The sequence below is a fragment of the Paenibacillus solanacearum genome (assembly GCF_910593845.1).
GTDB classification, from domain to species: domain Bacteria; phylum Bacillota; class Bacilli; order Paenibacillales; family NBRC-103111; genus Paenibacillus_G; species Paenibacillus_G solanacearum.
The window spans coordinates 31,097-55,079 of the sequence record NZ_CAJVAS010000027.1; the positions used below are offsets into that span (position 1 = coordinate 31,097).

Here is a 23,983-nt window from a genome sequence, read left to right on the forward strand (position 1 = left end):
GGCCAGCGGCAATTTTCCTCGACCTTTCGGAACCTTGGATGGTTTCCGGCGTAATACCCAATGGACAACAAATGTTTCGACTTAATACGAGAGAGGAAGATTCAACCTTCATGGCTCATGAGCAGCACAGCGGATGGCGTAAAGACCTCGCCCCCTATGAAAGACCACGAACACGCTCCAGCGTGTGGCAAATCCTCAACACCTTCATTCCCTTTGTAACGCTTTGGTACGCCGCTTATCTCAGTTTGTCGATTTCTTACTGGATCACGCTTGCGCTGGGCATCGCGGCCGGCGGATTTCTCGTTCGAATTTTTATTATTTTTCATGACTGCTGCCACAAATCGTTTTTCAAAAACAAAACGGCCAACGACATTGTAGGCACGTTGACCGGGATATTGACCTTTTGCCCCTACTATCAATGGCGGCACAGCCACTCCGTTCACCATGCCACGAACGGCAACCTCGACAAGCGGGGGGTCGGTGACATATGGACGCTGACGGTAGAAGAATATGTGGCATCGTCCCCTATGCGGCGACTGCTGTACCGGCTGTATCGCAATCCCCTCCTGATGTTCACGTTCGGTCCGATCTACATTTTCCTGATCGATTATCGTTTTAACCGCAAGCGCGCCGGATTCCATGAGCGTATGAACACGTATGTGACCAATCTCGGCATTGCCGTCATCGCCGGATTGCTGTGCTGGGCGATCGGCTGGGAAGCGTTCCTGCTCGTGCAGGCGCCTGTATTTGTCGTGTCAGGCGTCGCCGGCATATGGCTGTTCTATGTGCAGCATCAGTTCGAGGACGGCTACTTTGAGCTGGAAGAGGACTGGAATTATGTTCGGGCGGCCATGCAGGGAAGCTCGTATTACAAGCTGCCCAAATGGCTCTGCTGGATCACGGGCAGCATCGGTTTCCACCATATCCACCATTTGAGCCCGCGAGTGCCCAACTATTATTTGGAGGCGGCGCATAACGCCAATCCGCTGCTGCAGCAGGCGCAGACGATTACGCTGCGGACAAGCCTGCGGTCGCTTCAGCACCGGGTGTGGAACGAGCAGAGCAAGACGTTCATGGCGTTCCGGGATATCCCGCCGGAGTTGTTCCAGCGGCACAGGGCAGGGAAAGCAGCCCGCGCGCGGGCTCGCGTCGAATCAGGCCGATAGGCGCTCCGTTTCCGCGCACGCTGCGCGTTCAAGCGGGGTACGCCCGAGCGGCCGCAGCCCATGCCAAGCGCTACAGCAGCTTCTCGTAGCATAAATACGGCAACGGCCGCAGCGGGAATCGTATCTCGCCGATTTCGCGGTAGCCGGCCCGCTGGTACATGCGGACGGCCCCGGGATTGCCGGCATACACATCGAGCCGGATGCTCGAATAGCCGCGTTCCTGCGCCGTGTCCTCGGCGAAATGCAGCAGCCGCTTGCCGAGGCCGTTACCTTGATGCTGCGGGTGCACAGCCAGCCGGTGGATGCAGGCGGCGGAGCCGTGCCGGTCGCTCCAGGGCAGCGGCGCATACTTCGCGCTCTGCCGGTCGTCAAGCGCGACCGCCGCGATGGCAAGGCCGCTAGCTTTCACCCCGAACAAGCTGCCGCGGCGCAGATCCGCGCCGATGACGAAGCCGTTCGGATACAACCAGTCCCATTGACGGATCCCCTGGCGCTGGAGCTCGCCGGAGACGGACCGGTACAAGGCCATGACGCTTTTTTTGTCCGCAAGGGTGAAGACGTCGATCATTTGGCCGCCGCCCCCCTATGCTCCGCACTCCAAATCACTTCCTTCAGCCGTTTGGCCGAATGCTTCCGATACAGCACAGTCCAGGCAATTGCTATGCCGACGAACCCGTAAAGCACGACATTGGAGATCGCGAGAAACTGAGCGGTCGTCAGCTGGTACACCAGCATCGTGCGTACTACCGCTTCCAGCAGCAGCAAAATACCCCATACGAACGTCATCAGCCGCAGCACATACCGGAAATACGCATACTGCCAGTTGGCGGCGAATTTCTCGGGGTTCCCGTTGAAGCGGGCGGCCATATAAAACATCAGCGGCCGGTGAAACAGCAGCGAGCCCAGAAAGACAACCCCCACGGCGCCGGTAATCATCGACTCCCGAACAAGCAGCATTTTTTCGCTTCCGCCCAGCGCGACGAGCACGAGCGTAAGCACGAAGGTGAACAGCATCAAGGAGCCGAACGCGTCCAGCTTGCGGTGCTTGAGCAGGTGAACGACGTTGTCGGCCAGCGGAACGAGCGTGGCGATGCAGAGTGCGGTAAAGCTAGGCATGTGGCCGGACAGCCACACATAAAGCGCCCAAGGCACGATGCCGTTAATGAGCAGAGTCAAGACTACATACATACGTTTGGACATGGGATGAACCATCCTTTCGATAGAGGGGAGATGTGGGAGTCACACATGCGTATCAGCTGAGAACGCGGAACATGAACTGCGTCACTTCCTGCGCGTTCATGCGGCTGCTTTCCTGCCTGATCGTATTTTGCACGCGCAGTCCGTACATAAACATCAGCATGCCTTCGGCGAGCTGCAATTTGTCTGCCTCGGCCGGGATTGCACCGGCGCGCTGTCCGGCTTCGATCCAATTCGCGCAAGTGTCGAGCGTATACTGATAAATCCCCTTCATGATGTCGGACACTTTCCGATCGTCCATGCGGCTGAGCAAATAAAGAAAAATTTGATTCGACACATCGTCATGCTTCACTGCCCCGAACGCCTGCGCAATAAGCTGGAGCGGCTTCTCCAAGCCATGCGTATCCGGGTCATTCACCACCTCGTGAAATTTCGCATTCGTTTGCTCGACCCGCGATTGCAGCAGCCGTCCGAGCAGTTCGTCTTTTCCTGTGACGTAATGATAAATCGCGCCTTTGGATAGGCCGGTGCGGGTCATAATGTCCTGCAGCGTCGTTTGCCGGCAGCCTTTCTCGCGAATAAGCGCTTCGGCGGTGTCGAGAATGAGCTGATAACTTTCGTTTAATGAAGTCATATGGGTTCACACGTTCTTTCCGTAAGTTTTTGGACGAACCGACCGTCGGTCGGTACACAAACATCATACCGTACCGACCGTCGGTCTGTAAAGGGGCGTTTTCAAAAAATTTCCGTTATGTACGACACAGGCGGTGATGAACCATGCCTTCATTGACAATGACGGCTAAATCCAATATCTTCATTTCAAGACGTTGTACAACCGGACTACTATGTTGAACGGAAGGCAGTGAAAGGAATGGCCATTTCCAGAAACGACGCATTGGATCTTTATATCGCGCTTTCCCGGGCGAGCCAGTGGATCAACGCGCATGCAGATCGCGATATTCGCCAGCACGGGCTGAACCGGACGGAGTTCGGCGTGCTTGAGCTGCTGTACCATAAGGGAGCGCAGCCGATTCAGCAAATCGGCGGCAAGGTGCTTATGAGCAGCGGCAACATTACGTATGTCGTCGATAAGCTCGAAAAGAAAAAGCTGGCGGTGCGCAGAGCGTCGACCGAGGATCGCCGCCTCATTTTTGCGGAAATTACCGAGAGCGGCAAACAGTTGATCGAGGACGTGTTTCCGAAGCATACGGAAGTGATCGAGCAGGCGATGAACAGCCTTACGCCCGAGGAGAAGCAAACGGCGAGCCGGCTGCTGAAGAAGCTGGGCAAATACGCGCAGGAACAATTTAATAAATAGTTGCTAAATTTTGTTTATTTATAGAAACTTTTTCCCCATTTTGGTGTACAAATTTATAAAAGCCGAAAGCGGTGAACGGATTGAAGATAAACAAAATCGCGATCGTGATTTCCTTATTCACTTGTTTGAACGTGGGCATTTCTTACGCAGGGGCGGCAGGCAAATTCAAAGACCTCGACATCGCGTCCATCTTCTTCAACGGCCGCGAGATGTCGTTCAAGCAGGATGAGGTTCCGGCGCTGCAAGTGGACGGCACCGTTCTCGTGCCCGTGGAGGCGATTGCGGAGAAGGCGAACCTGCTCGCCATTCCCGACACCGAGACCGGCTTGACGAAGCTGTACAAACCAAACGTCCATATGATCTTCGGTCTCGGCGAGAGCAAGGACGGCAAAGGCATTCGTGACTTGTTCGGCAAGGTGAAAAAAGGGGTGCCGATCGACTTCTCGGTGTTCGTGCAGGTCGACAATCTCATTCCGGCAGTCCGGTCCGTCAAGCTGGATATGGTTGATTCCGCGGGCAACACGATCGTATCGTCCAAGGAATACGTGCTGCCGGGCAAAGAAGATTTCTGGTATACTTGGGGGCTGAACAACGTTGTGCTGAATTATACGGGCAAATACACGGTCCGCTTCCTCGGCAAGCTGGACACCGACAATACGTATCATGTGCTGTCGGAGAAAAACCTCGTATGTGAGTAAGCTGACGTCAATGGAAAAAGGAAAGACCGGGAGGATGCTCCCGGTCTTTTTGGCTATAAGTGCAGTTATAAATGAGATGAGTTCCCAATGGAAAAACTACGGGCGTGTCGCTTTGACGAATGTGAATTGCGCCGTCGCCGGAATGTGGTCGGAGGCGAGCGAGCGGATGACTTCCGACCTCTTCAGCTGCAGGGTCGGCGTGTAAAAGATATAATCGGCCCGGACATGGGGGTTGTCCGCCGGGAAGGTGTACGTATTCGTTCGATCGGCGAATGCGTCTTTGAAGGCAGCCGATAAAATTTTGATTTCATCGGAATACGGCGCGGCGTTGAGGTCGCCGACCAGGATGGCGTTGCCCCCTTGAGCGCCTATGAGCTTCACGATCTCGGCGGTTTGGCCCCTCCGCTCCTCGGCGTTCAATCCGAGATGCGCGCTGTAATAATGAACCGGCGTGCCGCCGACGTCGATGGTGGCGCGTAAGATACCGCGCTGTTCGCCGCGCTCGCTTGCTTTCAGATTGCTCGGCAGCAGCGTGTTTTTCGCATCGGCAATCGGATATTTGCTCAAGATCGCCGTGCCGTACTGCCGCCGCGGCTCTCCCGGCTTGAGCGGAGCCCGGTCAAGATTGGCGCCGAAAGCGTAATGAAATTTCAAGTAGTCGGCCAGCCATTTGGCCTGATCCTCGAATCGGCTTCGCTCCGCCCAATGCTTATCGACCTCCTGCAGACCGATCACATCGGCGCCCGATGCGGCGAGAAGGTCGCCGACCCGCTTCAGATCGAGCGCGTTGTCCATGCCGATTCCGACATGCATATTGTACGTCAATACGTTCAGCGTGCCTTCTTCCGGCTGCGGCATGCCGCCGGGAGAAGGGGGCGGCATGCCCCGGCCGCCATAGAGCGAGAGCGCGATGATAGCGAGCGCCAGCGCCAGCCCGAGTGCCGCGGCGATCCATCGCCAAGGCCGTTGCAAGCTCGTGAATCGCAAGGACAAGCCTCCCCGTCGCCGTCTCCGTGCAGGCAACATTCGGATGGACGGCGAATCATTTCTACTATATTAATAGAAAACGCTTACCTGAGTGCGTGGAGCCCGGCGCTTATTTCACGCCGACCCGCATTCTGTAGCTGAACAGCACATCCATTGCGCTGCCGTTGAAATACTGCGCCACCAGCGTCCGGAACGCTTCGATGTCTTCGTCCAGCTCGGATGAGCCGAGCTTGAACACCGTCTGCACGCCGCCTTGACTGAGCGCAAGGCCGACATAACGCTCGGCGTCGAACCGTTCGATGTTGTGGAACAAAATTTCTTTGCAGTAACGGAAGACACCGCTCTTGCGAAGATTCGCCAGATGCTGGCTTTTATCCCGCTTTATCGCGCGGTCGTCTTCATGCGCAAGCCGGGCGATGATCACGTCCGCTTTGGAAACAAGCCGCTCGTACGCCTCCTCGATGGACCAGTGAATGGTAGGCGGCCAATCGCAATCATAGGCCGCGAAGACGCCGCCTTCGCGCAGAACGCGGGCAACCTCGCGCAGTGTGCTCTCCGGTTCCATCCAATGAAACGACTGGGAGCAGGTCACGATGTCGACCGAGCCGGAGGCGGCATCCAGTTGATTCGAGTACCCTTGCGCGAAAGAAATATGGCTTAAGCCGCTGCGTCGCAAATTGTCCTGCGCTTTGCCGATCATGTCCGCATTCGGCTCCACGCCGATCACCTGCTCGGCATGGTCCTTCCAGACGAAGGAGGACAGCCCGGTGCCGCAGCCGATATCGAGGACGAGCGACGGCTTGCCCCCGGCGTAGCTGGTAAGCACTTGAACGAGCGCTTGCGGCGCTTGCGGGCGGTTCTTGTCATAAACGTCGCCATAGCCTGTAAACCGGTCGATATTGTTCTTCAGATTGCCTTCGGGTATCAATGGTTCTCCTCCATTCTTCTCGGGATGGTCACGACCGGCTTCGGGCTCGGCTTTCCTGTTCATCGTACCGGAAAACGGCCGGCGAAGTAGGCCAAATTCCGAAGCGGGCGTGCCATTTTGAAGCAATTCGCGCCGGGACCGCTGCATTCGGCGCGAGTGGCTAGCCCTTGGCCCGAGGCGCGAGAGCCAAGGATATACAACTGATATACAACTATTGTAAGGAAAAAGTTAAATCCGGTCTATAGACTGGCACGCGCGAAGCGTACATGATGGAAACGTACCGATCGATAGCGAAGGAGCTGGCGATATGACCTTATTCCAAAATCCGATTTTGCCCGGCATGTACCCGGACCCTTCCGTGTGCCGGGTGGGGGATGACTATTATATGGTGACGTCGACGTTCGAATATTTCCCCGGCGTCCCGATCTTCCATTCCAGAGACCTCGTACATTGGCGGCAGCTCGGCCATGTGCTTGACCGGCCTTCGCAGCTGAATCTGGACGGGGTGCAGACGTCGCGCGGCATATACGCGGCGACACTCCGTTATCATAACGGCGTGTTCTACATGATCACGACGCTTGTGGAGAGCGCAACCAGCGAGCGCCGTAACTTCTATGTCACCGCTTCCGATCCGTCCGGTCCGTGGTCCGACCCCTACTGGCTGGAGGACGCGCCGGGCATCGACCCGTCGCTCTTCTTCGACGACGACGGACGGGCTTACTTCACGGCGAACCGCAGACCGCCGGAAGGGCAGCACTATCCGAAGCATATGGAAATTTATATGCAGGAGCTCGATCTGCATAACCACCGGCTGATCGGGCCCAGATACAGCCTATGGGACGGCGCGCTCAAATTCATTCATGCGCAGGAAGGCCCGCATGTGTACAAGGTGGACGGCTATTATTACTTGTTCATCGCCGAGGGCGGCACCGGCTTCACGCATTCCGTCACCGTCGCCCGCAGCCGGGAGATCACGGGGCCGTATGAGGGCGCTAAGACGAATCCGATCCTGACGCATCGCCATCTGGGTCAGGAGGCCGCCATCACGAACGTTGGTCACGGCGACATCGTGCAAACCGGCAGTGGCCAGTGGTGGATGGTATGCCTCGGCACGCGGCCGTACGGCGGAGGCTACCGCAATCTGGGGCGGGAGACGTTTCTCGTGCCGCTGGCGTGGGAGAAGGGCTGGCCGGTGGTCAATCCGGGCAAAGGCATCGTCGAGACGCAGCTGACACGCCCAAATCTGCCGGCTTGCAAATGGCCGCTCCCGCCGGTATGCGACTCATTCGACCGGGCGGCGCTCGATATGCGGTGGAGCTTCGTTCGTACGCCGCGGGGCGACTTCTGGAGCTTGACGGAGCGTCCCGGCCATCTGCGGCTCAGGCTGAAGCCCGACCGGCTCACCGACTGGTCGAATCCCGCGGTGATCGCCCGCCGGCAGCAGCACAAGAGCTTCGCCGCGCGCACTGTCATGGAGTTTACGCCGCGGGCTAATGAAGAGGCGGCAGGGCTTGTGCTGCTGCAGACAAGCGACTTTCATCTGCGCTTCGAATATGCGATGGCCGAGGGGCAGCGGCGGCTGCGGCTCGTGGAGTGCCGGAACCGCGAGGAGCGGGTGCTTGCCTCGCAGCCGCTCGAGGCGGGCAAGCTGTACCTGCGGGTCGAAGCCGACGAGCAGCGGCTGCGCTTCGATTATGCACTGGAAGCCGAAGCATGGATAGGCTTAAGCGACGGCGTGGACGGCACGCTGCTCAGCCCGGATGTGGCAGGCAGCTTCCTCGGCGCGTTCATCGGGCTGTACGCCGGCAGCAGCGGGCAGGCAAGCAATAACTACGCCGATTTCGACTGGTTCGAGTATGCGGCGGCGGAATAAACGGCGGTGGACATACGTCGCTATCGTAATAGATCGTGGAGGGCTCCGGGCAGGAGCCCTCCAATTATTTTGTTTACAAAATAATTAGGCGTGTGCTATTATTTCGTACAGGAAACATTCGCAGGTGAAATATCTACTGGTGTACTATTTTTCATTTAGGGAGGGGATGTGATTTTGCGCGAAAATTACGACCTGAGCTCGCTTGCTCACATGCATCGGCAAATTATGAAGCGATATGAAGCCGAATGGAGCAAGATGTGCCCGAAAGACGAGCTGACGCTGCACCAGTCCGATTTGCTGCTGCGGCTTTCGGAGGAAGGACCGCTCAAATCCTCGGACCTGGCGCAGCAGCTCGGCATCTCGTTTGCCGGGATGACCTATTTGAGCGACAAGCTGGTCGAGTGCGGATTGATCGAGCGTATTCGCTGCGGCGACGACCGCCGGGTCGTCATGCTCGGTATTACGGCCAAGGGCAGGGAGCTCGTCGGTATGATTGTCGACCGCAAGCAGCGGTTAATCAAGAAGACGTTGAGCGGCATCTACCAGGACGATCTGAAAAGCATGGGGCGGATCTACAGCACGATACTTAGCAACTTGACTGCGGAGCAGGAGACGCTGGGCAAGGGGTAATAGCTTCACGCACTCATATTCCATGCGGTCGGCGCCAGCCATGCCGGCGGACGCCGGAGAGGCGTGATGTCGCCGAAGGCGCATTTGTACTTGTTGAAAAAGGAAGAGGTTGAGGAGAGAACATGAAACGTAAAATCATTTTGTACGTGATCTTGGCGGTACTCGTGGTCGCCGGCGTAGGGGGCGGAGGCATGTTCTGGTATCAGAGCCAGCATTACTTGTCTTCGGAGGACGCCAGGCTGGCCGGGGATATTTACCGCGTCATGCCGCGTGTGACCGGCAAAGTCGTTTCCCTGCAGGTCAACGAAGGCGAGCATGTGATGGCCGATCAAATTATCGGGCAGCAGGACAGCAGCAACTTGTCGACCAGCATGCTGGACCAGGCGGCGCTTCGTTCGCCGATCGAGGGCACCGTCATCAAGACGATGGTTCGCACCGGGGAAGTCGCTTCGCCCGGACAGACGGTCGCGATGGTCGTCGATAAGAAGAAGCTGTATGTGTCGGCCAATATTGAAGAAACGGAAATGCACCGCATCCAGCTCGGGCAAAAGGTAGACATCAAGATCGATACGTACGCCGGCGCGACGCTGACGGGGACGATTTCCGAAATCAGCAAAGCGACGGCTTCAACCTTCTCGCTGCTGCCCGCGACCAATACAAGCGGCAACTTCACGAAAGTGACGCAGCGTATTCCGATCAAGATCGCCATTGACGATCATCAAGGTTTGGATCTGTCTCCTGGCATGAGCACGGTCATCAAAATTCATTTGAAAGGCAATTGACAAAGGTGGAGTAATCGATGAAAACAACAAACAAACATATATGGATTCCCGCGTTGCTCTCCCTTTCCGTCATTGGAGTGCTTCCGGGATGCGGCGCGCCGGCGGCCGGAGCTGTGAACGGCTCCGAAGTGCCTGTGCAGCTGATCAAACTGGGTCAACTATCCGACTCCGGCATGAGCGGTAAAATCATCCCCGACCAGGACATCAAGGTCGTATCCAAGGTGTCGGGCAAGGTCGCTGCCGTCAGTGTCGAGGAAGGGGCTAAGGTGAAGAAGGGCGACGTCCTGATTCAGCTGGAAACCGACGATTTGTCGAAGCAGGCGCAGCAAGCCGAATCGGCGCTTACCGCGGCGCAAGCGAGGCTCGCCGATACCCGCGCCGGCGCAAGAACGCAGGAGATTGACGCGCTGAACAGCGCGCTCATGCAGGCGCAAGCGGCCGCGCAGACGGCGGGCGCCGCGCTGCAGCAAGCGGAAGCCGGCTTCAAGTTGGCGACGGATTCGTATAACAAGCTGCGCAACCAGTACGATAGCAGCTCTTCCATCACCAGAGAAGATATGGATAAAGGCACCTTCGAGTTTGAAAAAGCGAAAGCGGCGTATGAGCAGGCGCAAGCCGGACAGAAGTCCGCGGAAGCTGCCGTGCAAGCCGCCCGTGCCAAGCTGGATCTGACCAAGGCCGGGCCGACGCAGAACACGCTCAAGGCGCTGGAAGCGGAAGTCAACCGCTTGACGTCCGTCCTGGATTTGGCCAATACGACGGTCGCCAACGCGACGATCACTTCCCCGATTGACGGCACCGTCGTCAAACGGATGGTATCCGTCGGCGAAATGGCGCAGGCGGGTGCGCAGATCGTCTCGATCGTCAACATGGATCAGGTGCAGGTGGAGCTGAGCGTGGCTGACAGCCAGATCGGCAAGCTGCAGAGCGGCGCCGACGTTGAAGTGAAGGTGCCGAACGTGCCGGACAAGACGTTCAAGGGCAAGATTACGTTCGTGAGCCCGGTATCGAACGCCAACAGCACGACGTTCCCTGTCAAAGTGACCGTCGATAACAAAGACGGCGTGCTCTTCGCCGGGATGGTCGCCGAAGTGCGCATGGCCGGTACGGCGAATGCGAAGCTGGAGCTTCCGAAGTCGGCGATGATCAAGAAGGACGATAAGACCTACGTCGTGAAGGCGGAAAATCAGACGGCGCATTTGGTCGAAGTGAAGACCGAAGAAAAAAATCAGGATTGGGTGTACGTTCTGCCGAACAAAGAGCTGCAGGCCAGCCAGCAGGTCGTTGTGAATCCGAACGCCAACATCGCCGAAGGCACGAAGCTGAAAGCAGAGTAGGAGGCGCGATATGACCGATTCAACTACGGGTACGTCACCTGATGGTCAATCCGCGAAAAATAGCAGCGGCGGCATGTGGCTTGGGCTGATCGCCATCGTTTTGGGCACGTTCGTATCGGTGCTCAACAGCAGCTTGATGAGCGTCGCCCTGCCGAAGCTGACTGCCGTCTTCGGCTCGGATACGCAGACGATGCAGTGGATGCTGACAGGCTACATGCTCGCATCCGCAATGGTCATTCCGATGACCGGTTATCTCGGGTTACGTTTCGGCAACAAAACCGTATTCGTTTATTCGGTAGCCGGCTTTACGATTGGCTCTGTGCTATGCGCCCTTGCCTGGAGCGACACATCGGTTATTTTCTTCCGAATTGTTCAAGGGTTTGCCGGCGGATTTATTATGCCGGTCGGCATGTCCATCATCTATACGTCTTTTCCGCGAGAGAAAGTATCGACCGCGATCGGCCTGTGGGGGATTGCCGCGATGGTGGCCCCCGCGCTCGGCCCGACGGCAGGCGGATATTTGATCCAATATTACAGCTGGCGGTGGCTGTTTCTGATTAACATCCCGATCGGGATCTTCGCCGTCATCTTGGGGAATTTGCTGCTCAAAAATTCGCAGACGAAAAAGGGCGTCAAATTCGATTTTCCCGGCGCTGTGCTATCGATGATTTTTTTCGGCAGCATTCTGCTTGCTTTAAGTAAAGGCCAGTCGGAAGGCTGGACCTCGATGTTTATTCTCAGCTTGTTTTTCGTCGCTTTATTCAGCCTTTTACTGCTGCTGTGGGTAGAGCTGGGCACTGAAACGCCTGTACTGGACGTGCGTCTGTTCGCCATTCCGCAGTTTACGATCAGCACGATAGCGTCATGTCTGGTCATGATGGGGATGATGGGAGGCTCCTTCCTCGCTCCGCTCTATTTGCAGAACATCCAGGGATTGAATGCGATGCAGGCGGGCCTCGTCATGATGCCGCAGGCGATTGTCATGGCGCTGATGATGCCGCTGAGCGGCAAGCTGAACGATAAGTACGGCATCATCCCGATCGGACTCGTCGGCTTGACGATTCTGGGCGTGACGACGCTCAAGCTGCATCTGCTCGCGGCGGATACGCCGAATCACTGGCTGATCTGGATTATGAGCATCCGCTCCATCGGCATCGGTCTTTGTATGATGCCAATGACGTCGGCTGGGATGAGCGCGGTGGCGCCGCATCAGATCGGCAACGCGTCGCCGCTCGGGAACGTCTCCCGTCAAGTTGCCGGCTCGATGTCGATTGCGATCTTCACAGCGCTGATGAGCAGCCGGCAGCTGGTTCACGCTCAGCATATCAACGAAAGCGTGACGGTCGATTCGCTGGCGGCCAGCAATGCGATCTCGGCGATCTCCGGCTACGTCTACCAGTCGGCAGTCGATATGTCGACCGCGACAGGGGCGGCTACTTCGGTCATCGCCGGGATGATTCAGAAGGAGGCGCTGGTCCGGGCCATCGCCGATACGTTTTACATTTCCGCGATCCCTGCGTTTCTTTGTTTGCCGTTCGTCTTTTTCATGAGCAAGAGGAAAGCCGCGACTCCGGTGAAACCGCAAGCCGGCACGGGCGACAAGGCGGCTGCTCCGGCAGGACCGGCCGCAGTGAGCGCGCAAGAGACGCCGGCAACGGTAAAAGCGTAAAATTGCACGAAATCATGTGCAATTTCGCGCCAAGGTAGTTGTTGTAACGTTTACCCGTATGGTATAGTTTTAGCAGCGAGTGCATATTTCGACAAATACCATAATAAGGGGGGCTGGCATCTGTGAGCGTGGATCAACCTTCAGAGATCAGTAAGGTCATTCGCAAGCTTAGTCGATTGTATCGAACGTCCGCAATCAAGTTTTTGAAAGACCTGGACCTGACCAAGCCTCAGCTTATGGCGATTTTCGAAATATACAACGAGCCGAAGACGATCGGACAGCTCAGCGAAGCGCTTCTGCTGTCTTACAGTACCGTATCGGGCATCGTAGACCGGCTGGAACGCGACGGCTTCGTCGAGCGGATCCGAGATCAGGCCGACAGGCGGATGATATGGATCCGGAAGACGGAGAAGGTCGGCCAGTTTAAGAGCTTGATCGACTCGTACACGGACGATTACTACGGCAAAATCTTGAAGGATTTGTCCCCGGAGCAGATCGGATCGATCATCCAGGCGCTGAACCTGCTGTCGGAGCAGTTCGAGAAGCACGTGAATGATCCGGAATCGCTGTGCGATTAAACGGCTCGAGCCGTACTCATAGCATTGCATAAGGAAGACGCCCGTATGAACTGCGGAGCGTCTTTTTTTTTTTGTTATCCGCGGCCGACTTGCCGAATCCAGGTCAACGGTTGTCATAGATTCGGGGTATACTGTTCCTGTCGTAAGGAAGAGAGGAGTCGATCTATATGGAACCAGGGAAACCGTTGGAAGGGAAAGTCGCCGTCGTGGCGGGGGCGACCCGCGGCGCCGGAAGGGGAATTGCCGAGATGCTCGGACGCGCGGGCGCGACCGTCTACGTCACCGGGCGCAGCGTCCGGGGCGCGCTGTCGGGCATGGGGCGGCCCGAGACGATTGAAGAGACCGCAGAGCGAGTCGACCGTCAGGGGGGACGGGGCATTGCCATGCGAGTCGACCATACGGTCGAAGCTGAAGTGAAGCGGCTGTTTGACACGATCAAGCAGGAACAGGAGGGTCAGTTGGATATCCTCGTCAACGATGTTTGGGGCGGCGATCCACTGACCGAATGGGGGGCCAAATTTTGGCGTCATGATCTGCACAACGGCCTCCTGATGCAGCAGCGGGCCGTCCATTCCCACATGATCACCAGCTATTACGGTGCTCCTCTCATGGCAGCGCGACGATCGGGACTGATCGTTGAAATTACGGACGGCGCCGGCTATGGCTACCGCGGCAATCTGTACTACAGCTTGGCCAAAATATCGGCGATCCATCTCGCCGAAGCGATGGCTGCCGACTTGAGCGAAGACGGCGTGACGGCAGTTGCGGTTACACCCGGCTTTCTGCGTTCCGAAGCAATGCTTGACCATTTCGGCGTGACGGAATCGAACTGGCAGGAAGCGGGCAAGACCGACCCGCACTTTCTCCAATCGGAAACGCCATATTTTATCGGTCAGGCGATCGCCTCGCTCGCCGCTGACCCGAACTATTCCTTGAAGTCGGGGAAGCGGCTGACGAGCTGGGACTTATCCGACGAATACGGCTTCGCAGATATCGACGGCAGGAAGCCGCATTGGGGCCGTTATGCCGGCGAGCAAGGATTGTATGGTGAAGGAGACGACATCATATAGGCAGGGCGCGGCGGCTCTTCATGTGGGGTTCGACCGACCGCTGTACAGCGTCGAAATGAGCTCTTGGAGCGGCACAAGGTAACGAGGCGGCGGCCCACAAGCCGGATGGGCCGTGTGAAGTAAGGGGACCCAGCCTAGGGGAGAAGTCAAGGTACCCCTACGCTAAACACCTTTTTTCTAAGTGTCCAGAGTAGGGGTACCCGTTTATATATTAATAGTCGCCTCATCCTCTTTTCGAGGGGAAGGCATTTAATGCCACGCATTTTGATTTGCCGCTGTTTTCCCCGTTAAGCAGTTTTCAAACATATCGATAATAGCTAGGAATCGCTCTGCTTCTCGATAAACGTGGTCAGCTAATAGAGGGTGGATGATGCTCTTAACACGGCAAGCTTCAATAAGATCCCGGGCCGTCTTTTTAAAATCACGGAGACTGGCTACAGAAACACGGTTCTGGTCTAAAAATTGACTTAATAAGGGCTGCGTTTGCGACTGGGGACGCATGGAGCTTAAGTCTTGAGCTTGCCAAAGCAGCTGATCGAAATCATGGCTAAATTCCCGCGCTTGGTCGACTAATTTTCGCTCAGATGGATCAAGCAAATGGCCGATGAATTTGGCATGATCAGCCATGATTTTCAAGAAGAAGACGTTCTCGTCAATGATCGCATCGGCCAATGGCTCCAGCTGCCCGTTATTAAGCTCTGAAAGACGGTTTCGGAAATAGTTCGCTTCTCTGCTGACGTGGTCGACCAGCAGTGGAAAATTGTTAGCCCCGGGAAGTTTACACGTTAGAATCAAACCAAGTACTGTTCGCTTGAAGACCCAAATATGTGATGCCGCTTGATGCACCTCTACATTGAATGCCCTGATTTGCTCGGGAGCGGTTGCCGCTGAAAAGGCATGCGATTTCGCTTCAATTTGCTCAAAAAGCGAGTAAAATCCGTTGGCTTCCTGAATTAACTGTGTGTCTTCACTTCTAAATCCTAGCCTCAAAAAAAGGGAATGCTCTTTCATAATCCTCGACCAGAAACGAATTTCATCAAGTGAACGCGCTACAAAAGCATTCAACGGGTAACCCCCCAAAAGAAATTAGTATCTTTAAATGGTTATGTTTAGTTCAAGCTGTCCAATGCCACAACCCTATTGATAAAGTTGCGATTGTACACGGATGCGATAGCGCAATAACGGTGAGGCAGAGGCGAGCGTATCCCAAGGGTAGGGTATAAAACGGTTATCAAAACAGAGCAAGGCTCTTGCACAAATATCGCGCAAAAAAAATCAGTTGACAGCAGTTCGGAAATGGTTTACTTTAATATTGACTGAACAAGTCAATCGAATAATGACATTCGGTTCACAGCAGTGCGACAGTCTGGTCAGTCGGGCCCTAGGGGTAATGATCAGGTGTGACCGCTGCGGCGAAGGGATATTGGCTTGGCGTTCTCGGTTTCTTCGAGGAGCGGGTGCTGAAAACGGCCCATGTCCGATTGGCGGTAAGATCAATCAGGAAGCTGAAGTATGGAAAAATTTTTTTATACTTGTATTGACTGACTTAATCAATCTATAATTAGACAGGAGCGATTGCAATGAACAACGCAAGCAGAGAAGGCAAGGCCATTGTTATTGGGGGGAGCATCGCCGGATTGTTGACGGCCCGCGTGCTCTCTGATTATTATGAAGAAGTTCTGATCATCGATAAAGACCACTTTCCCGATCGGCCCGCGGACCGGGCGGGTACGCCGCACGGGTTCCATCCCCATCGGTTCACGATGCGCGGCAAGCAAATAACGGAGCGGTTGTTTCCGGGCTATGAGAACGACCTGCTCGCGCTTGGAGCCCCGACGTCGCTGAACAAGACGGTCCTGAACCTGAACGCATACGGTAGCTTTACCGGGCCGTATCAGCGCAACGATATCAAATTCAGCCGGGCGGCGCTGGAATGGGTGCTGCGTCAGCGGGTGAAGCGGCTGCCCCAAGTTCGGCTTCTTTCCAATCACGACGTGATTGAGCTCATAACGGACTCGGGCCGTTCGGCGGTTACGGGGGTTCAGGTCCGGGAACGCGGGAAAACGGAGCGGCAGGCAATCGCAGGGGATATGGTTGTGGATACGAGCGGGCGCCACTCCCGGCTGCCCCAATGGCTGGAGTCGCTCGGCTATGACGTCCCTGATCCGGACTTGCTCAAGGTGAATCTCGGGTACAGCACCCGCCGCTATAAGGTTCCTTCCGAATTGCGGCATGTGGCGGATACATGGGACGTCATCAATATCGCCGGCCGGCCTGGAAGCGGAACCTACACGGGCGTCTTTTCGTTCATCGAAAATCATGTCGCTGAGATGTTGCTGTACCGTCCCGGCGGGCATTACCCGCCTACGGATGCGGAAGCGTTCGAGCAGGCAGTGGCGAGTTTGCCGAACCCAGTCATTACGGACATCCTGCGGCAGCTCGAGCCGCTTGGGCCGCCCCGCGGATTCCGCGTACCGGAGCTGTACCGGCACCGTTACGAACGGATGCCGCAATGGCCGTCCGGCTTGCTCGTTCTGGGCGATGCGCTGTGCATCTACGATCCGATCTTCGGTCAAGGGATGACGGTGGCGGCGATGGAAGCGGAGGTGCTGGAGTCGTGCCTCAGCGAACGGAACCGTGCGTCCACGGACGGTTTCGAACGGCTCGTTTTGCAAAAAATACAGGAAACGATCGAGCCGGCCTGGTGGTTGAACTGCGCCAACGACCTCCAATGGACCGGCGTACAATATGCGGGCTCCGAGCCGTTAAAGGGTATTACTTTCGGGCAGCAATATATGGATTTGTATTTGAAGCACGCGACCGTGACCCAGAGCTGGGAGCTGTATGGCCTGTACTGGGCCGTCAACACGCTGTCGGTCTCACCGGAAAGAATACTGAATCCGCAGATGGCGTCCACGGTGCTGGGTGCAACGGACGAAGGCAGGGCGCTGCTCGCGGAGCTTACCCGGCAGTACGGCAGCTCGTGGGAAGACGCTTGGGATCGCATCGTGCCTCAATTCTCCGCGGCAGTGTATGCGTCGGCGCATTGATTGGCGCGTCTCGGCCCGTGCGATAAAATAGATCATGATCAACAGGCGGCAAAAGGCCTGAAACATAGGAAAAGGAGATGAACAGTCCGTGGCTCCGTTAAATGATGAACAATTGCATCAGATTCGCGATGAACGCAGGGAACAAATTATGGGCGCCGCTCTGAACGTATTTGCCCGGCGGGGGATCATCGGGACGAAAATGAGCATGATTGCCGTGGAAGCCGGCATCAGCCATGGCTTGCTGTACCATTATTTCAAGTCGAAGGAAGAGCTGTTTACGACGCTGGTGCGGGAGGCGATGATCGCCTCCCAAGAAGGGATGCGGGAGGTGCTTGATCTGCAGGGCACGCCGATGGACAAAATCAGGGCGCTGACCCATGAAATCCTCGATGAGGGCGGCGCCCCGTATTTCCTGCTCATTCATCAGGCGCGTACGTCCGAAGGCATCCCCGACGAAGTCAAGCAGCTGATGAAGCAGTATTCTATGGAGCTGTTCGTTTCCTTGCTGCGTCCGTTGTTTGTCGAGGGGCAGCAGGCCGGCGACATTGTACAGGGCGATCCGGAGGAGCTGATCTCCTCGTATTTATCGGTGCTGTCCGGGCTGATGGTGCTGAATGCGCAGGGGATCGACGACTACCGGATGCCCAGCGTCGATATGGTTCTGCGGCTTGTCGCCGCGCGGTAAGGCGGCAGTCGTTTTCACGCGCAGTGCGGCGGCGGCCAGGCCCGACAGACCGACTACCGCGCAGCACCGCAACGCGCGCGCTTGGAATTCGGGCGCATTGGAGAACACGAGCCGCTCACTCCCGGCCTCACGTCAATCGGGTCAGTCCCGCAAAGCGGCTTCGGCCAAATGGCCGAAATGCTGAATGTCGGCGATGTGGTCGAAATGATTTTTCCCGCCGAAGGTCCAGAGGCTGTTCGTCATGCGGACGACGACCGCGCGATATTGCGGGATGACCGTGCAGGAGCAGCCCGACGCCCCGAGAATCTGGTACGTATGCTCCGGCAGGCGAGGGCCGATCTCGCTGTGCTCTGTGCGGGGATGCTGAACCCACCAGAACAGACCGAGCCGGGGCAAATGGTCCGGCAGCGACGGCGGGGTCTGGACGGTCACGGCCAGATCGATCGCTTCCTGCGGCACGACCTGTCTTCCTTCGAACATCCCGCGATTCAGGTGCAAATTCCCCCAGAGGGCGAGCTCGCGCGCGCTCACATACAAATTGCGGTCGCTGCCCTCATCCGACTCCAGCCGCAGCGTCGGGTAGGCGTCGGGAGCGGTAATGTCGCATACGAGCGTCTCTTTCCCCTCCGTCCGCCACTCCGTCTGCGTCAGGCGCAGCGGCCTCAGCACCCGTTCGGCAATGATGTCGGCAACCGTTCTGCCGGTTGCCTGCTTAATAACGGCGGCGACAATTTCCGGCTTTTTTCCTTCGAGTGCCGTACCTGAGGGGAATCTGCGTACCGCCTGCGTCCCTTTGAATTGCAATCCGGTGGTGCGCGTCAGGAGATGCCGCAAGGTGGTATCGCCGAGCACGTCTTGGTCCGCGTCCGGCATGTATTGGCTCAGACGGTCATCCAGGCTTCCAATCAAGCCGTCATGGATAGCGATAGCAGCAGCCAGACCGACGTAGGTCACTCTCGTGGAATAGACGTTAAACTGCGAGGTCTCCCCGGTTTTCCTCGCTCCTTTATGGAAATGATGATGCCCCGCATACCATTCGTGAACGATGTTGTCGTCTTTTATAATACATAGCGCGGCGGCAGATGCGGCAATGCGTTGCCGGACCTGCTCGGTATATTCGGTTAAGGCGCTAAAACGGCTCACGCGGCTTCCTTCCCTTCTTCGCAATCATATGGAACATGAGTTCGCTTTCATTGTACATTACATTTCCTCATTTTGGAATATAAAATGATAGGCGGCACAAGCGGTACGGCGCGAAACAGCGAAAAGGATAGCGCTTTCTTGAATTCTCCGAATTCCGTCGATTTTTCCCGTTTCGGCTCTCGTCATCGCGTACATTATCGGTTATAGTGGGATTAAACGTTCTGAAACCGGAGTGCGTTATGAATCTCATTACCAAAGTGATCCTGTTGATTTTCTTCCTGATCGCCCCGATTTTCGTCATCTATTTATACTCGAATCAGCAAAGCACGCAAGTCGTTGAGGAACAGATCAACATCGCCAACCAGAACCGGGTGTCTCATTTTTTGAACGCCATTGAGGATACGATGGAGCAGGTGTCCGTCTATGCGAATATCGTCACGAAGGACCCGGACTTCGTCGAGCTGGCAGCTGGGGTCGTACCGGAGAACGGGTACGATTATTCGCTCATGATCGGAACGATCGAGCGCAAGCTGGGGCTGTTCAGCTTGTCCACTTCATGGATGAACCGCATCAGCGTCTATTTTCCCGCCTTGGAGCTCGCGGTTTCCTCCCAGACCCCCATTGCCTATCACAAGGAGGAGCTGGCCGGCCAGCTGCGCCAGGGAACGGGCTGGACGCTGCGGAACGTGCAGGTCAGCGGCATAGCCCGGCGCGTGTTTACCCGTTATTTCGTAGGGCCGTCCGCCGCCACCGCCGCCGATCTGAGCAAGTCCTCGATCATCGTCGAGGTCGACCTGATGGAAGACAATATTACGCAGCTGCTCGACAGCTTCAAGACCAAGGGCAATAACGACCCGTTCTTCTACAAGGCATCGGGGGAATATGTGCTGAATTCCTCGTCCGACGAACCGATGGTACGGGAAATCATCCAGTCGAGCGCGGCCGGCTTGGACGGGCCGAATCCCAGACAGAGCGTCGTCCGGCTTCACGGCAAACAGTACCTCATCTACGCGCTGACCTCGGACAAATTGGGGTGGACGCTCGTCGACTATGTGCCGCTCGAAGATATCCTTGCCCCGGTGACCCGGAGCAAGCATCTGTTTTATTTGACCTCCGGTCTGCTGCTGCTGTTCGGCGTCATTGCCGCCTTTCTCCTGTATGTTCATGTGCAGGTGCCGATCCGTTCGCTTGCGCAAAGCGCATTCCAAATTAAAAAGGGCGAGTTGTCCACCCGAATCACCGCCAAGCAAAATCGCGATTTTCAGCTGCTCGTAACGCAGTTTAACGAAATGGCCGCACAAATTCAGCATTTGATCGAGAAAGTGTATTTGAGCGACATTCGCGCGAAGGAAGCGTCGATGAAGCAGCTTCAATCCCAGATCAACCCGCATTTTCTGTACAACAGCCTCGCATTCATCGTCAGCATGGCCAAGATGGAGCGGACGCAGCCGATCGTCTCCATGGCGCACAGTTTGGCCGACTACTACAGGTATACGACGCGCAACGACCGGATGATCACGACCGTCCGCGACGAGCTTGCATTCGTGACGTCGTACGCGGAAGTCATGAACTGGCAGCTGGGCAAGATCCGCTGCGAAACGCAGATGCCGGAACCGCTGCTGCACGAGACGATCCCGCGGCTGTTGATCCAGCCGATTGTGGAGAATGCGATCGTACACGGCCTTGAGCCCAAGCCGGAAGACGGAATCATTCGCATCAGCGGAGAAGAAGAACAGGGCTGGCGCCGCATCATCGTCGAGGACGACGGGGTCGGGATGTCGCCTTCCGAGCTGGAAACGCTGCGGGAACGGCTTGAGAGGCCTGAGCTTCCCCCGCGCAGCTGCGGGCTGTGGAACGTGCATATGCGGCTGCGCTACCATTTTGGCGAAGGCGCGGGCATGATCGTCGAGTCGGCCGACTCGGGAGGGCTGCGGGTTACGCTGCAGTGGTTGAAGCGGGAGGCGCCCGTTCATGGACAGGAATAAAGGAGGATCGGAGAAACGTATGTTCTCGATATTGATCGCGGATGACCATAAGCACTTGGTAGAGAGCCTGGCGACGACCACGCCCTGGGAGCAATACGAGGTGACCCGCATTTATAAAGCGTATTCCGGGACGGACGCCTTGAAGCTGATCGAGCAGCATGACATCGATATCTTATTGACGGATATTCGAATGCCGGGCATGTCCGGGCTCGATCTCATCGAGCAGGCAAAAGCGCGGCATGCGGACATCGAGTGCATCCTGATTACCGGCTATGCCGAATTCGAATACGCGAAGCGGGCGATCGAGCTGCAGGCGGTCGATTATTTGATGAAGCCGGTGCGGGACGAGGCGCTGGCCGTCTCGCTGGACCGGATCGTGCAGCGCCGCCGGGCGCAGCTGGCGAAGAAGCGGGAGCTGGAGCAAGCCGATGCGGAGCTGCGCACGATGCTGGAGCAGATGCAAGCGGACCTGCTGGTGGAAAAAGCGCTCGCCGAATCGTCCATGCGGGAGGAGCGCAGCCGGATTGCGGCCGATATTCACGATCTGGTCGGACATACGCTGACGACCACGCTCGTGCAGATCGAAGCGGCCAAACGACTGCTGGTTCATAACGAGCAGGAGGGGCTTAAGCGGCTTGCGTTTTCGCAGGAGCTCGTGCGCAAAAGCCTGGATGATATCCGGGAAGCCGTATGGAAAATCAAGTCGGCCGACACCGGAACGGAGACCGATCTGAAGCATGCGCTGCTTCATCTGATCCGGGCGACGGAGAAAGCGGCTGACGTCAGCATCGCCAGCCGCATCGAAGCACTGCCACCGACAGACCCGCCGCGCAGCAAGGCGATTTGCCATGCGCTCCAGGAGGGACTGACGAACGGGATTCGCCACGGCGGCGCTGCCCGGTTTGAGTTCGAGCTGTATCCGGATGCAGGCGGCGGGCTGCACTTTATGTTATGGAACGACGGCGCGCCGTACAGCGCGGACCGCCCGGGCTTCGGTATGAAGGCGATGGAGGAGCGGGTGCGCAAGCTGGGCGGCACGCTGCAGATCGCCTCGACCGATACGCCACCGGGGACACGGCTGATGCTGTGGCTGCCGCCCGGCCAGCGGAAGGAAGCGGTCCGGACATGAGGCATAGACCGATCCGGGCGGGAGCGGCAGCGCTGGCTTTGTGTCTGCTCGCCGCCGGCTGCAAGGAAGAACGTCCGGCGGCGAGCAGGGAGCCGCAGCCGGCGGCCGCAGGCGTGGACGTGCGAAGCGGGCAGGAGAAGCTTGATCCGCCGGTCGTTATCACGACGGCCAAGGCGCTTCGCGATTCCGATACGCTCAAGAACGGCGACACGATCGACAACAACCCGATTACCCGTTGGGCCAAAGACCGGCTCGGCATTATTCAGCAGAACAAATGGATTGTGGCGGACCAGAACGAAGCGCTGGCCACCAAGATCCGGCTTGCGCTCAGCGGCGGAGACGAGCTGCCGGACGTGCTGTTCGTGACGAACCACGATTTGCCGGATCTGCTGGAGGAGATGGTCGACTCCGGCAAAATTATGGATATCGGCGAAGCTTTCGAGCGCTATGCGACGCCGCGGGTCAAGGAAGCGTACGAGAAAAATCCCGACGTCTGGAAGACGGTGACCTATAACGGGAAGCGGTGGGGGCTGCCGCAAATTTCCGATGGGAAAGTCGGGGACCCCATCATGTGGATTCGTCAAGACTGGCTCGACAAGCTGGGCTTGAACGCCCCGGCGACGCTCGAGGAGCTGGAGGCGGTCATGGACGCGTTCACGAACGGCGATCCTGACGGTAACGGGATGAACGATACGGTTGCGCTCGCATTCGCCGGCAAAAACAGCCTCAACGCGTGGATGGGGAACGTCAGCTTCCTGTACGGCGCTTACGGCAATCAGCCGTATCAATGGAACCGGATGAGTGACGGCTCGCTCGCCTATGGTTCGGTCCAGCCCGAAATCAAAACCGCCCTGCGCCGGCTGAGCGATTGGTACGGCAAAGGATACATCGATAAAGACTTCGGTCTGCACGACGAGCAGCAGGCGGCGGCGATGTTCGTGAAGGGGCATGCCGGCATCATTGCCGGACCGGGCTGGATGGGCGGCTGGCCGCTCGACGATACGCCGCGGCAAGTGCCGGGCGCGGTCGTAAAGCCCCTGCCTTTCCCGGCGGGGCCGGATGGCAGAATCGGCAGAATGGGCACCAAGCTGTCCTACGGCAGCTATATATTCCGCAGCGGCTTCAGCCGCATGGACGCCATCTTCTTGTATTGGGATAAAGTATACGGGGCGCTGACGGAAGATCCGAACTCGGATTTCGTCCACGGATATGCGGAAGGTTACGACTATATCATGAAGGACGGCGAGCCGGTTTACGACTTCACGGGAGCCGATACGGGCATCGCCAACTTTTTGATGGTGGCGCCGGGGAGCGCGCCGCCGAACGTCATTCAGGGCGACAGCATCGAGCGCCGGGTGTTCCAGGGGCAGGTCAAGTCGCCGTACGAAAAAAAGCTCGCTTCGACGTATTCCCGCACGTATCTGGAAGGGCTGCTCGTCAGCGACATACAGGCGGCCTATGCGCAAAAGGATGAATATGTCGGGCCGAATACCGGGGCGATGAAGAGCAAATGGCCGCTGCTGAAAAAGCTGGAGAAGGAAGCTTTCCTGAAGATCGTCTACGGCAAGGAGCCCGCCGATACGTTCGACGCCTTCGTCAAGCAGTGGCACAAGGCAGGCGGGGATGTCGTGACGGAGGAAGTCAACCGCTGGTACAAGGAAACGGAGAGGAAGGGGGAGCCGCCGCACCGGGAAGGTCCGACACTCGCCCCATGACAAAAGACAGCCTGCAGACGCTTAAGGTCGGCAGGCTGTTTTT

At 57.1% G+C, this 23,983-nt stretch carries 22 protein-coding genes; 15 read left to right on the forward strand and 7 right to left on the reverse strand.

Annotated features, from left to right (window positions below):
• Nucleotides 1-110: 110 nt before the first annotated feature.
• The gene (gene desA / locus KXG62_RS23165; RefSeq protein ID WP_218094394.1) at nt 111-1,166 is read left to right on the forward strand and encodes a Delta(5) desaturase DesA; all 1,056 of its coding nucleotides are present in this window, start codon (nt 111-113) and stop codon (nt 1,164-1,166) included.
• Nucleotides 1,167-1,236: 70 nt separating this feature from the next.
• Here desA and KXG62_RS23170 read toward each other — a convergent pair whose 3' ends face one another.
• The 3 genes from KXG62_RS23170 to KXG62_RS23180 are packed head-to-tail and all read right to left on the reverse strand — an operon-like array spanning nt 1,237 to nt 2,997.
• On the reverse strand, nt 1,237-1,734 hold the full coding sequence (locus KXG62_RS23170) for a GNAT family N-acetyltransferase (RefSeq protein ID WP_218094395.1): 498 nt from the start codon (nt 1,732-1,734) through the stop codon (nt 1,237-1,239).
• Nucleotides 1,731-2,366: a VC0807 family protein gene (locus tag KXG62_RS23175; protein WP_218094396.1), complete on the reverse strand. Its 636-nt coding sequence runs from the start codon at nt 2,364-2,366 to the stop codon at nt 1,731-1,733. The genes KXG62_RS23170 and KXG62_RS23175 overlap by 4 nt, the downstream gene beginning before the upstream one ends.
• A gap of 52 nt (nt 2,367-2,418) precedes the next feature.
• A complete protein-coding gene (locus tag KXG62_RS23180) occupies nt 2,419-2,997 on the reverse strand; it encodes a TetR/AcrR family transcriptional regulator (protein ID WP_218094397.1) in 579 nt (192 codons plus the stop codon).
• 237 nt (nt 2,998-3,234) lie between these two features.
• On the opposite strand from KXG62_RS23180, the gene KXG62_RS23185 reads away from it, so the two are divergent.
• Nucleotides 3,235-3,681 (forward strand): MarR family winged helix-turn-helix transcriptional regulator, encoded by a 447-nt coding sequence (locus KXG62_RS23185; protein WP_218094398.1) that lies wholly within the window; start codon nt 3,235-3,237, stop codon nt 3,679-3,681.
• Between the two features lie 80 nt (nt 3,682-3,761).
• Complete coding sequence (locus KXG62_RS23190) at nt 3,762-4,379, forward strand: hypothetical protein (protein WP_218094399.1); 618 nt, start codon at nt 3,762-3,764, stop codon at nt 4,377-4,379.
• A 96-nt stretch (nt 4,380-4,475) separates the two neighbouring features.
• Here the strand turns inward: KXG62_RS23190 and KXG62_RS23195 are convergent, their stop codons facing one another.
• Nucleotides 4,476-5,366: an endonuclease/exonuclease/phosphatase family protein gene (locus tag KXG62_RS23195; protein ID WP_246627604.1), complete on the reverse strand. Its 891-nt coding sequence runs from the start codon at nt 5,364-5,366 to the stop codon at nt 4,476-4,478.
• 109 nt (nt 5,367-5,475) lie between these two features.
• A complete protein-coding gene (locus KXG62_RS23200; RefSeq protein ID WP_218094401.1) occupies nt 5,476-6,294 on the reverse strand; it encodes a class I SAM-dependent methyltransferase in 819 nt (272 codons plus the stop codon).
• Nucleotides 6,295-6,601: 307 nt separating this feature from the next.
• Between KXG62_RS23200 and KXG62_RS23205 the strand changes: the two genes are divergently transcribed.
• The 7 genes from KXG62_RS23205 (at nt 6,602) to KXG62_RS23235 (ending at nt 14,233) form a co-directional block, all read left to right on the forward strand.
• Nucleotides 6,602-8,167, forward strand: a complete 1,566-nt coding sequence (locus tag KXG62_RS23205; protein WP_218094402.1) for a glycoside hydrolase family 43 protein — start codon at nt 6,602-6,604, stop codon at nt 8,165-8,167.
• A gap of 174 nt (nt 8,168-8,341) precedes the next feature.
• A complete protein-coding gene (locus KXG62_RS23210) occupies nt 8,342-8,797 on the forward strand; it encodes a MarR family winged helix-turn-helix transcriptional regulator (RefSeq protein WP_218094403.1) in 456 nt (151 codons plus the stop codon).
• A 122-nt stretch (nt 8,798-8,919) separates the two neighbouring features.
• The gene (locus tag KXG62_RS23215; RefSeq protein WP_218094404.1) at nt 8,920-9,579 is read left to right on the forward strand and encodes an efflux RND transporter periplasmic adaptor subunit; all 660 of its coding nucleotides are present in this window, start codon (nt 8,920-8,922) and stop codon (nt 9,577-9,579) included.
• A gap of 17 nt (nt 9,580-9,596) precedes the next feature.
• Complete coding sequence (locus KXG62_RS23220) at nt 9,597-10,916, forward strand: efflux RND transporter periplasmic adaptor subunit (protein WP_218094405.1); 1,320 nt, start codon at nt 9,597-9,599, stop codon at nt 10,914-10,916.
• Between the two features lie 10 nt (nt 10,917-10,926).
• Nucleotides 10,927-12,585, forward strand: coding sequence for a DHA2 family efflux MFS transporter permease subunit (locus KXG62_RS23225; RefSeq protein WP_218094406.1), 1,659 nt, complete (start codon nt 10,927-10,929; stop codon nt 12,583-12,585).
• A gap of 122 nt (nt 12,586-12,707) precedes the next feature.
• Nucleotides 12,708-13,163 carry a MarR family winged helix-turn-helix transcriptional regulator gene (locus KXG62_RS23230; protein WP_218094407.1) on the forward strand — a complete coding sequence of 152 codons (456 nt, stop codon included), beginning with the start codon at nt 12,708-12,710 and terminating at the stop codon, nt 13,161-13,163.
• Between the two features lie 167 nt (nt 13,164-13,330).
• Nucleotides 13,331-14,233 carry an SDR family oxidoreductase gene (locus tag KXG62_RS23235; protein WP_218094408.1) on the forward strand — a complete coding sequence of 301 codons (903 nt, stop codon included), beginning with the start codon at nt 13,331-13,333 and terminating at the stop codon, nt 14,231-14,233.
• Between the two features lie 249 nt (nt 14,234-14,482).
• Here KXG62_RS23235 and KXG62_RS23240 read toward each other — a convergent pair whose 3' ends face one another.
• A complete protein-coding gene (locus tag KXG62_RS23240; protein WP_218094409.1) occupies nt 14,483-15,298 on the reverse strand; it encodes a DUF2935 domain-containing protein in 816 nt (271 codons plus the stop codon).
• A gap of 515 nt (nt 15,299-15,813) precedes the next feature.
• Here KXG62_RS23240 and KXG62_RS23245 point away from each other — a divergent pair.
• Together KXG62_RS23245 and KXG62_RS23250 are read left to right on the forward strand one after the other, a co-directional pair.
• Nucleotides 15,814-17,283 (forward strand): FAD-dependent oxidoreductase, encoded by a 1,470-nt coding sequence (locus KXG62_RS23245; protein WP_218094410.1) that lies wholly within the window; start codon nt 15,814-15,816, stop codon nt 17,281-17,283.
• An 88-nt stretch (nt 17,284-17,371) separates the two neighbouring features.
• Entirely contained in the window at nt 17,372-17,968 is a 597-nt protein-coding gene (locus KXG62_RS23250; RefSeq protein ID WP_218094411.1) for a TetR/AcrR family transcriptional regulator, read from the forward strand.
• Nucleotides 17,969-18,109: 141 nt separating this feature from the next.
• Here the strand turns inward: KXG62_RS23250 and KXG62_RS23255 are convergent, their stop codons facing one another.
• Complete coding sequence (locus KXG62_RS23255; protein WP_218094412.1) at nt 18,110-19,111, reverse strand: serine hydrolase domain-containing protein; 1,002 nt, start codon at nt 19,109-19,111, stop codon at nt 18,110-18,112.
• 239 nt (nt 19,112-19,350) lie between these two features.
• On the opposite strand from KXG62_RS23255, the gene KXG62_RS23260 reads away from it, so the two are divergent.
• From KXG62_RS23260 to KXG62_RS23270, 3 genes are read left to right on the forward strand one after another with little or no spacing between them, the layout of a single operon-like run.
• On the forward strand, nt 19,351-21,096 hold the full coding sequence (locus KXG62_RS23260) for a sensor histidine kinase (RefSeq protein WP_218094413.1): 1,746 nt from the start codon (nt 19,351-19,353) through the stop codon (nt 21,094-21,096).
• Nucleotides 21,083-22,225 carry a response regulator gene (locus tag KXG62_RS23265; protein ID WP_218094414.1) on the forward strand — a complete coding sequence of 381 codons (1,143 nt, stop codon included), beginning with the start codon at nt 21,083-21,085 and terminating at the stop codon, nt 22,223-22,225. The genes KXG62_RS23260 and KXG62_RS23265 overlap by 14 nt, the downstream gene beginning before the upstream one ends.
• Nucleotides 22,222-23,940, forward strand: a complete 1,719-nt coding sequence (locus KXG62_RS23270) for an extracellular solute-binding protein (protein WP_218094415.1) — start codon at nt 22,222-22,224, stop codon at nt 23,938-23,940. Before KXG62_RS23265 ends, KXG62_RS23270 begins: the two co-directional genes overlap by 4 nt.
• The last annotated feature ends 43 nt before the right edge of the window (nt 23,941-23,983 follow it).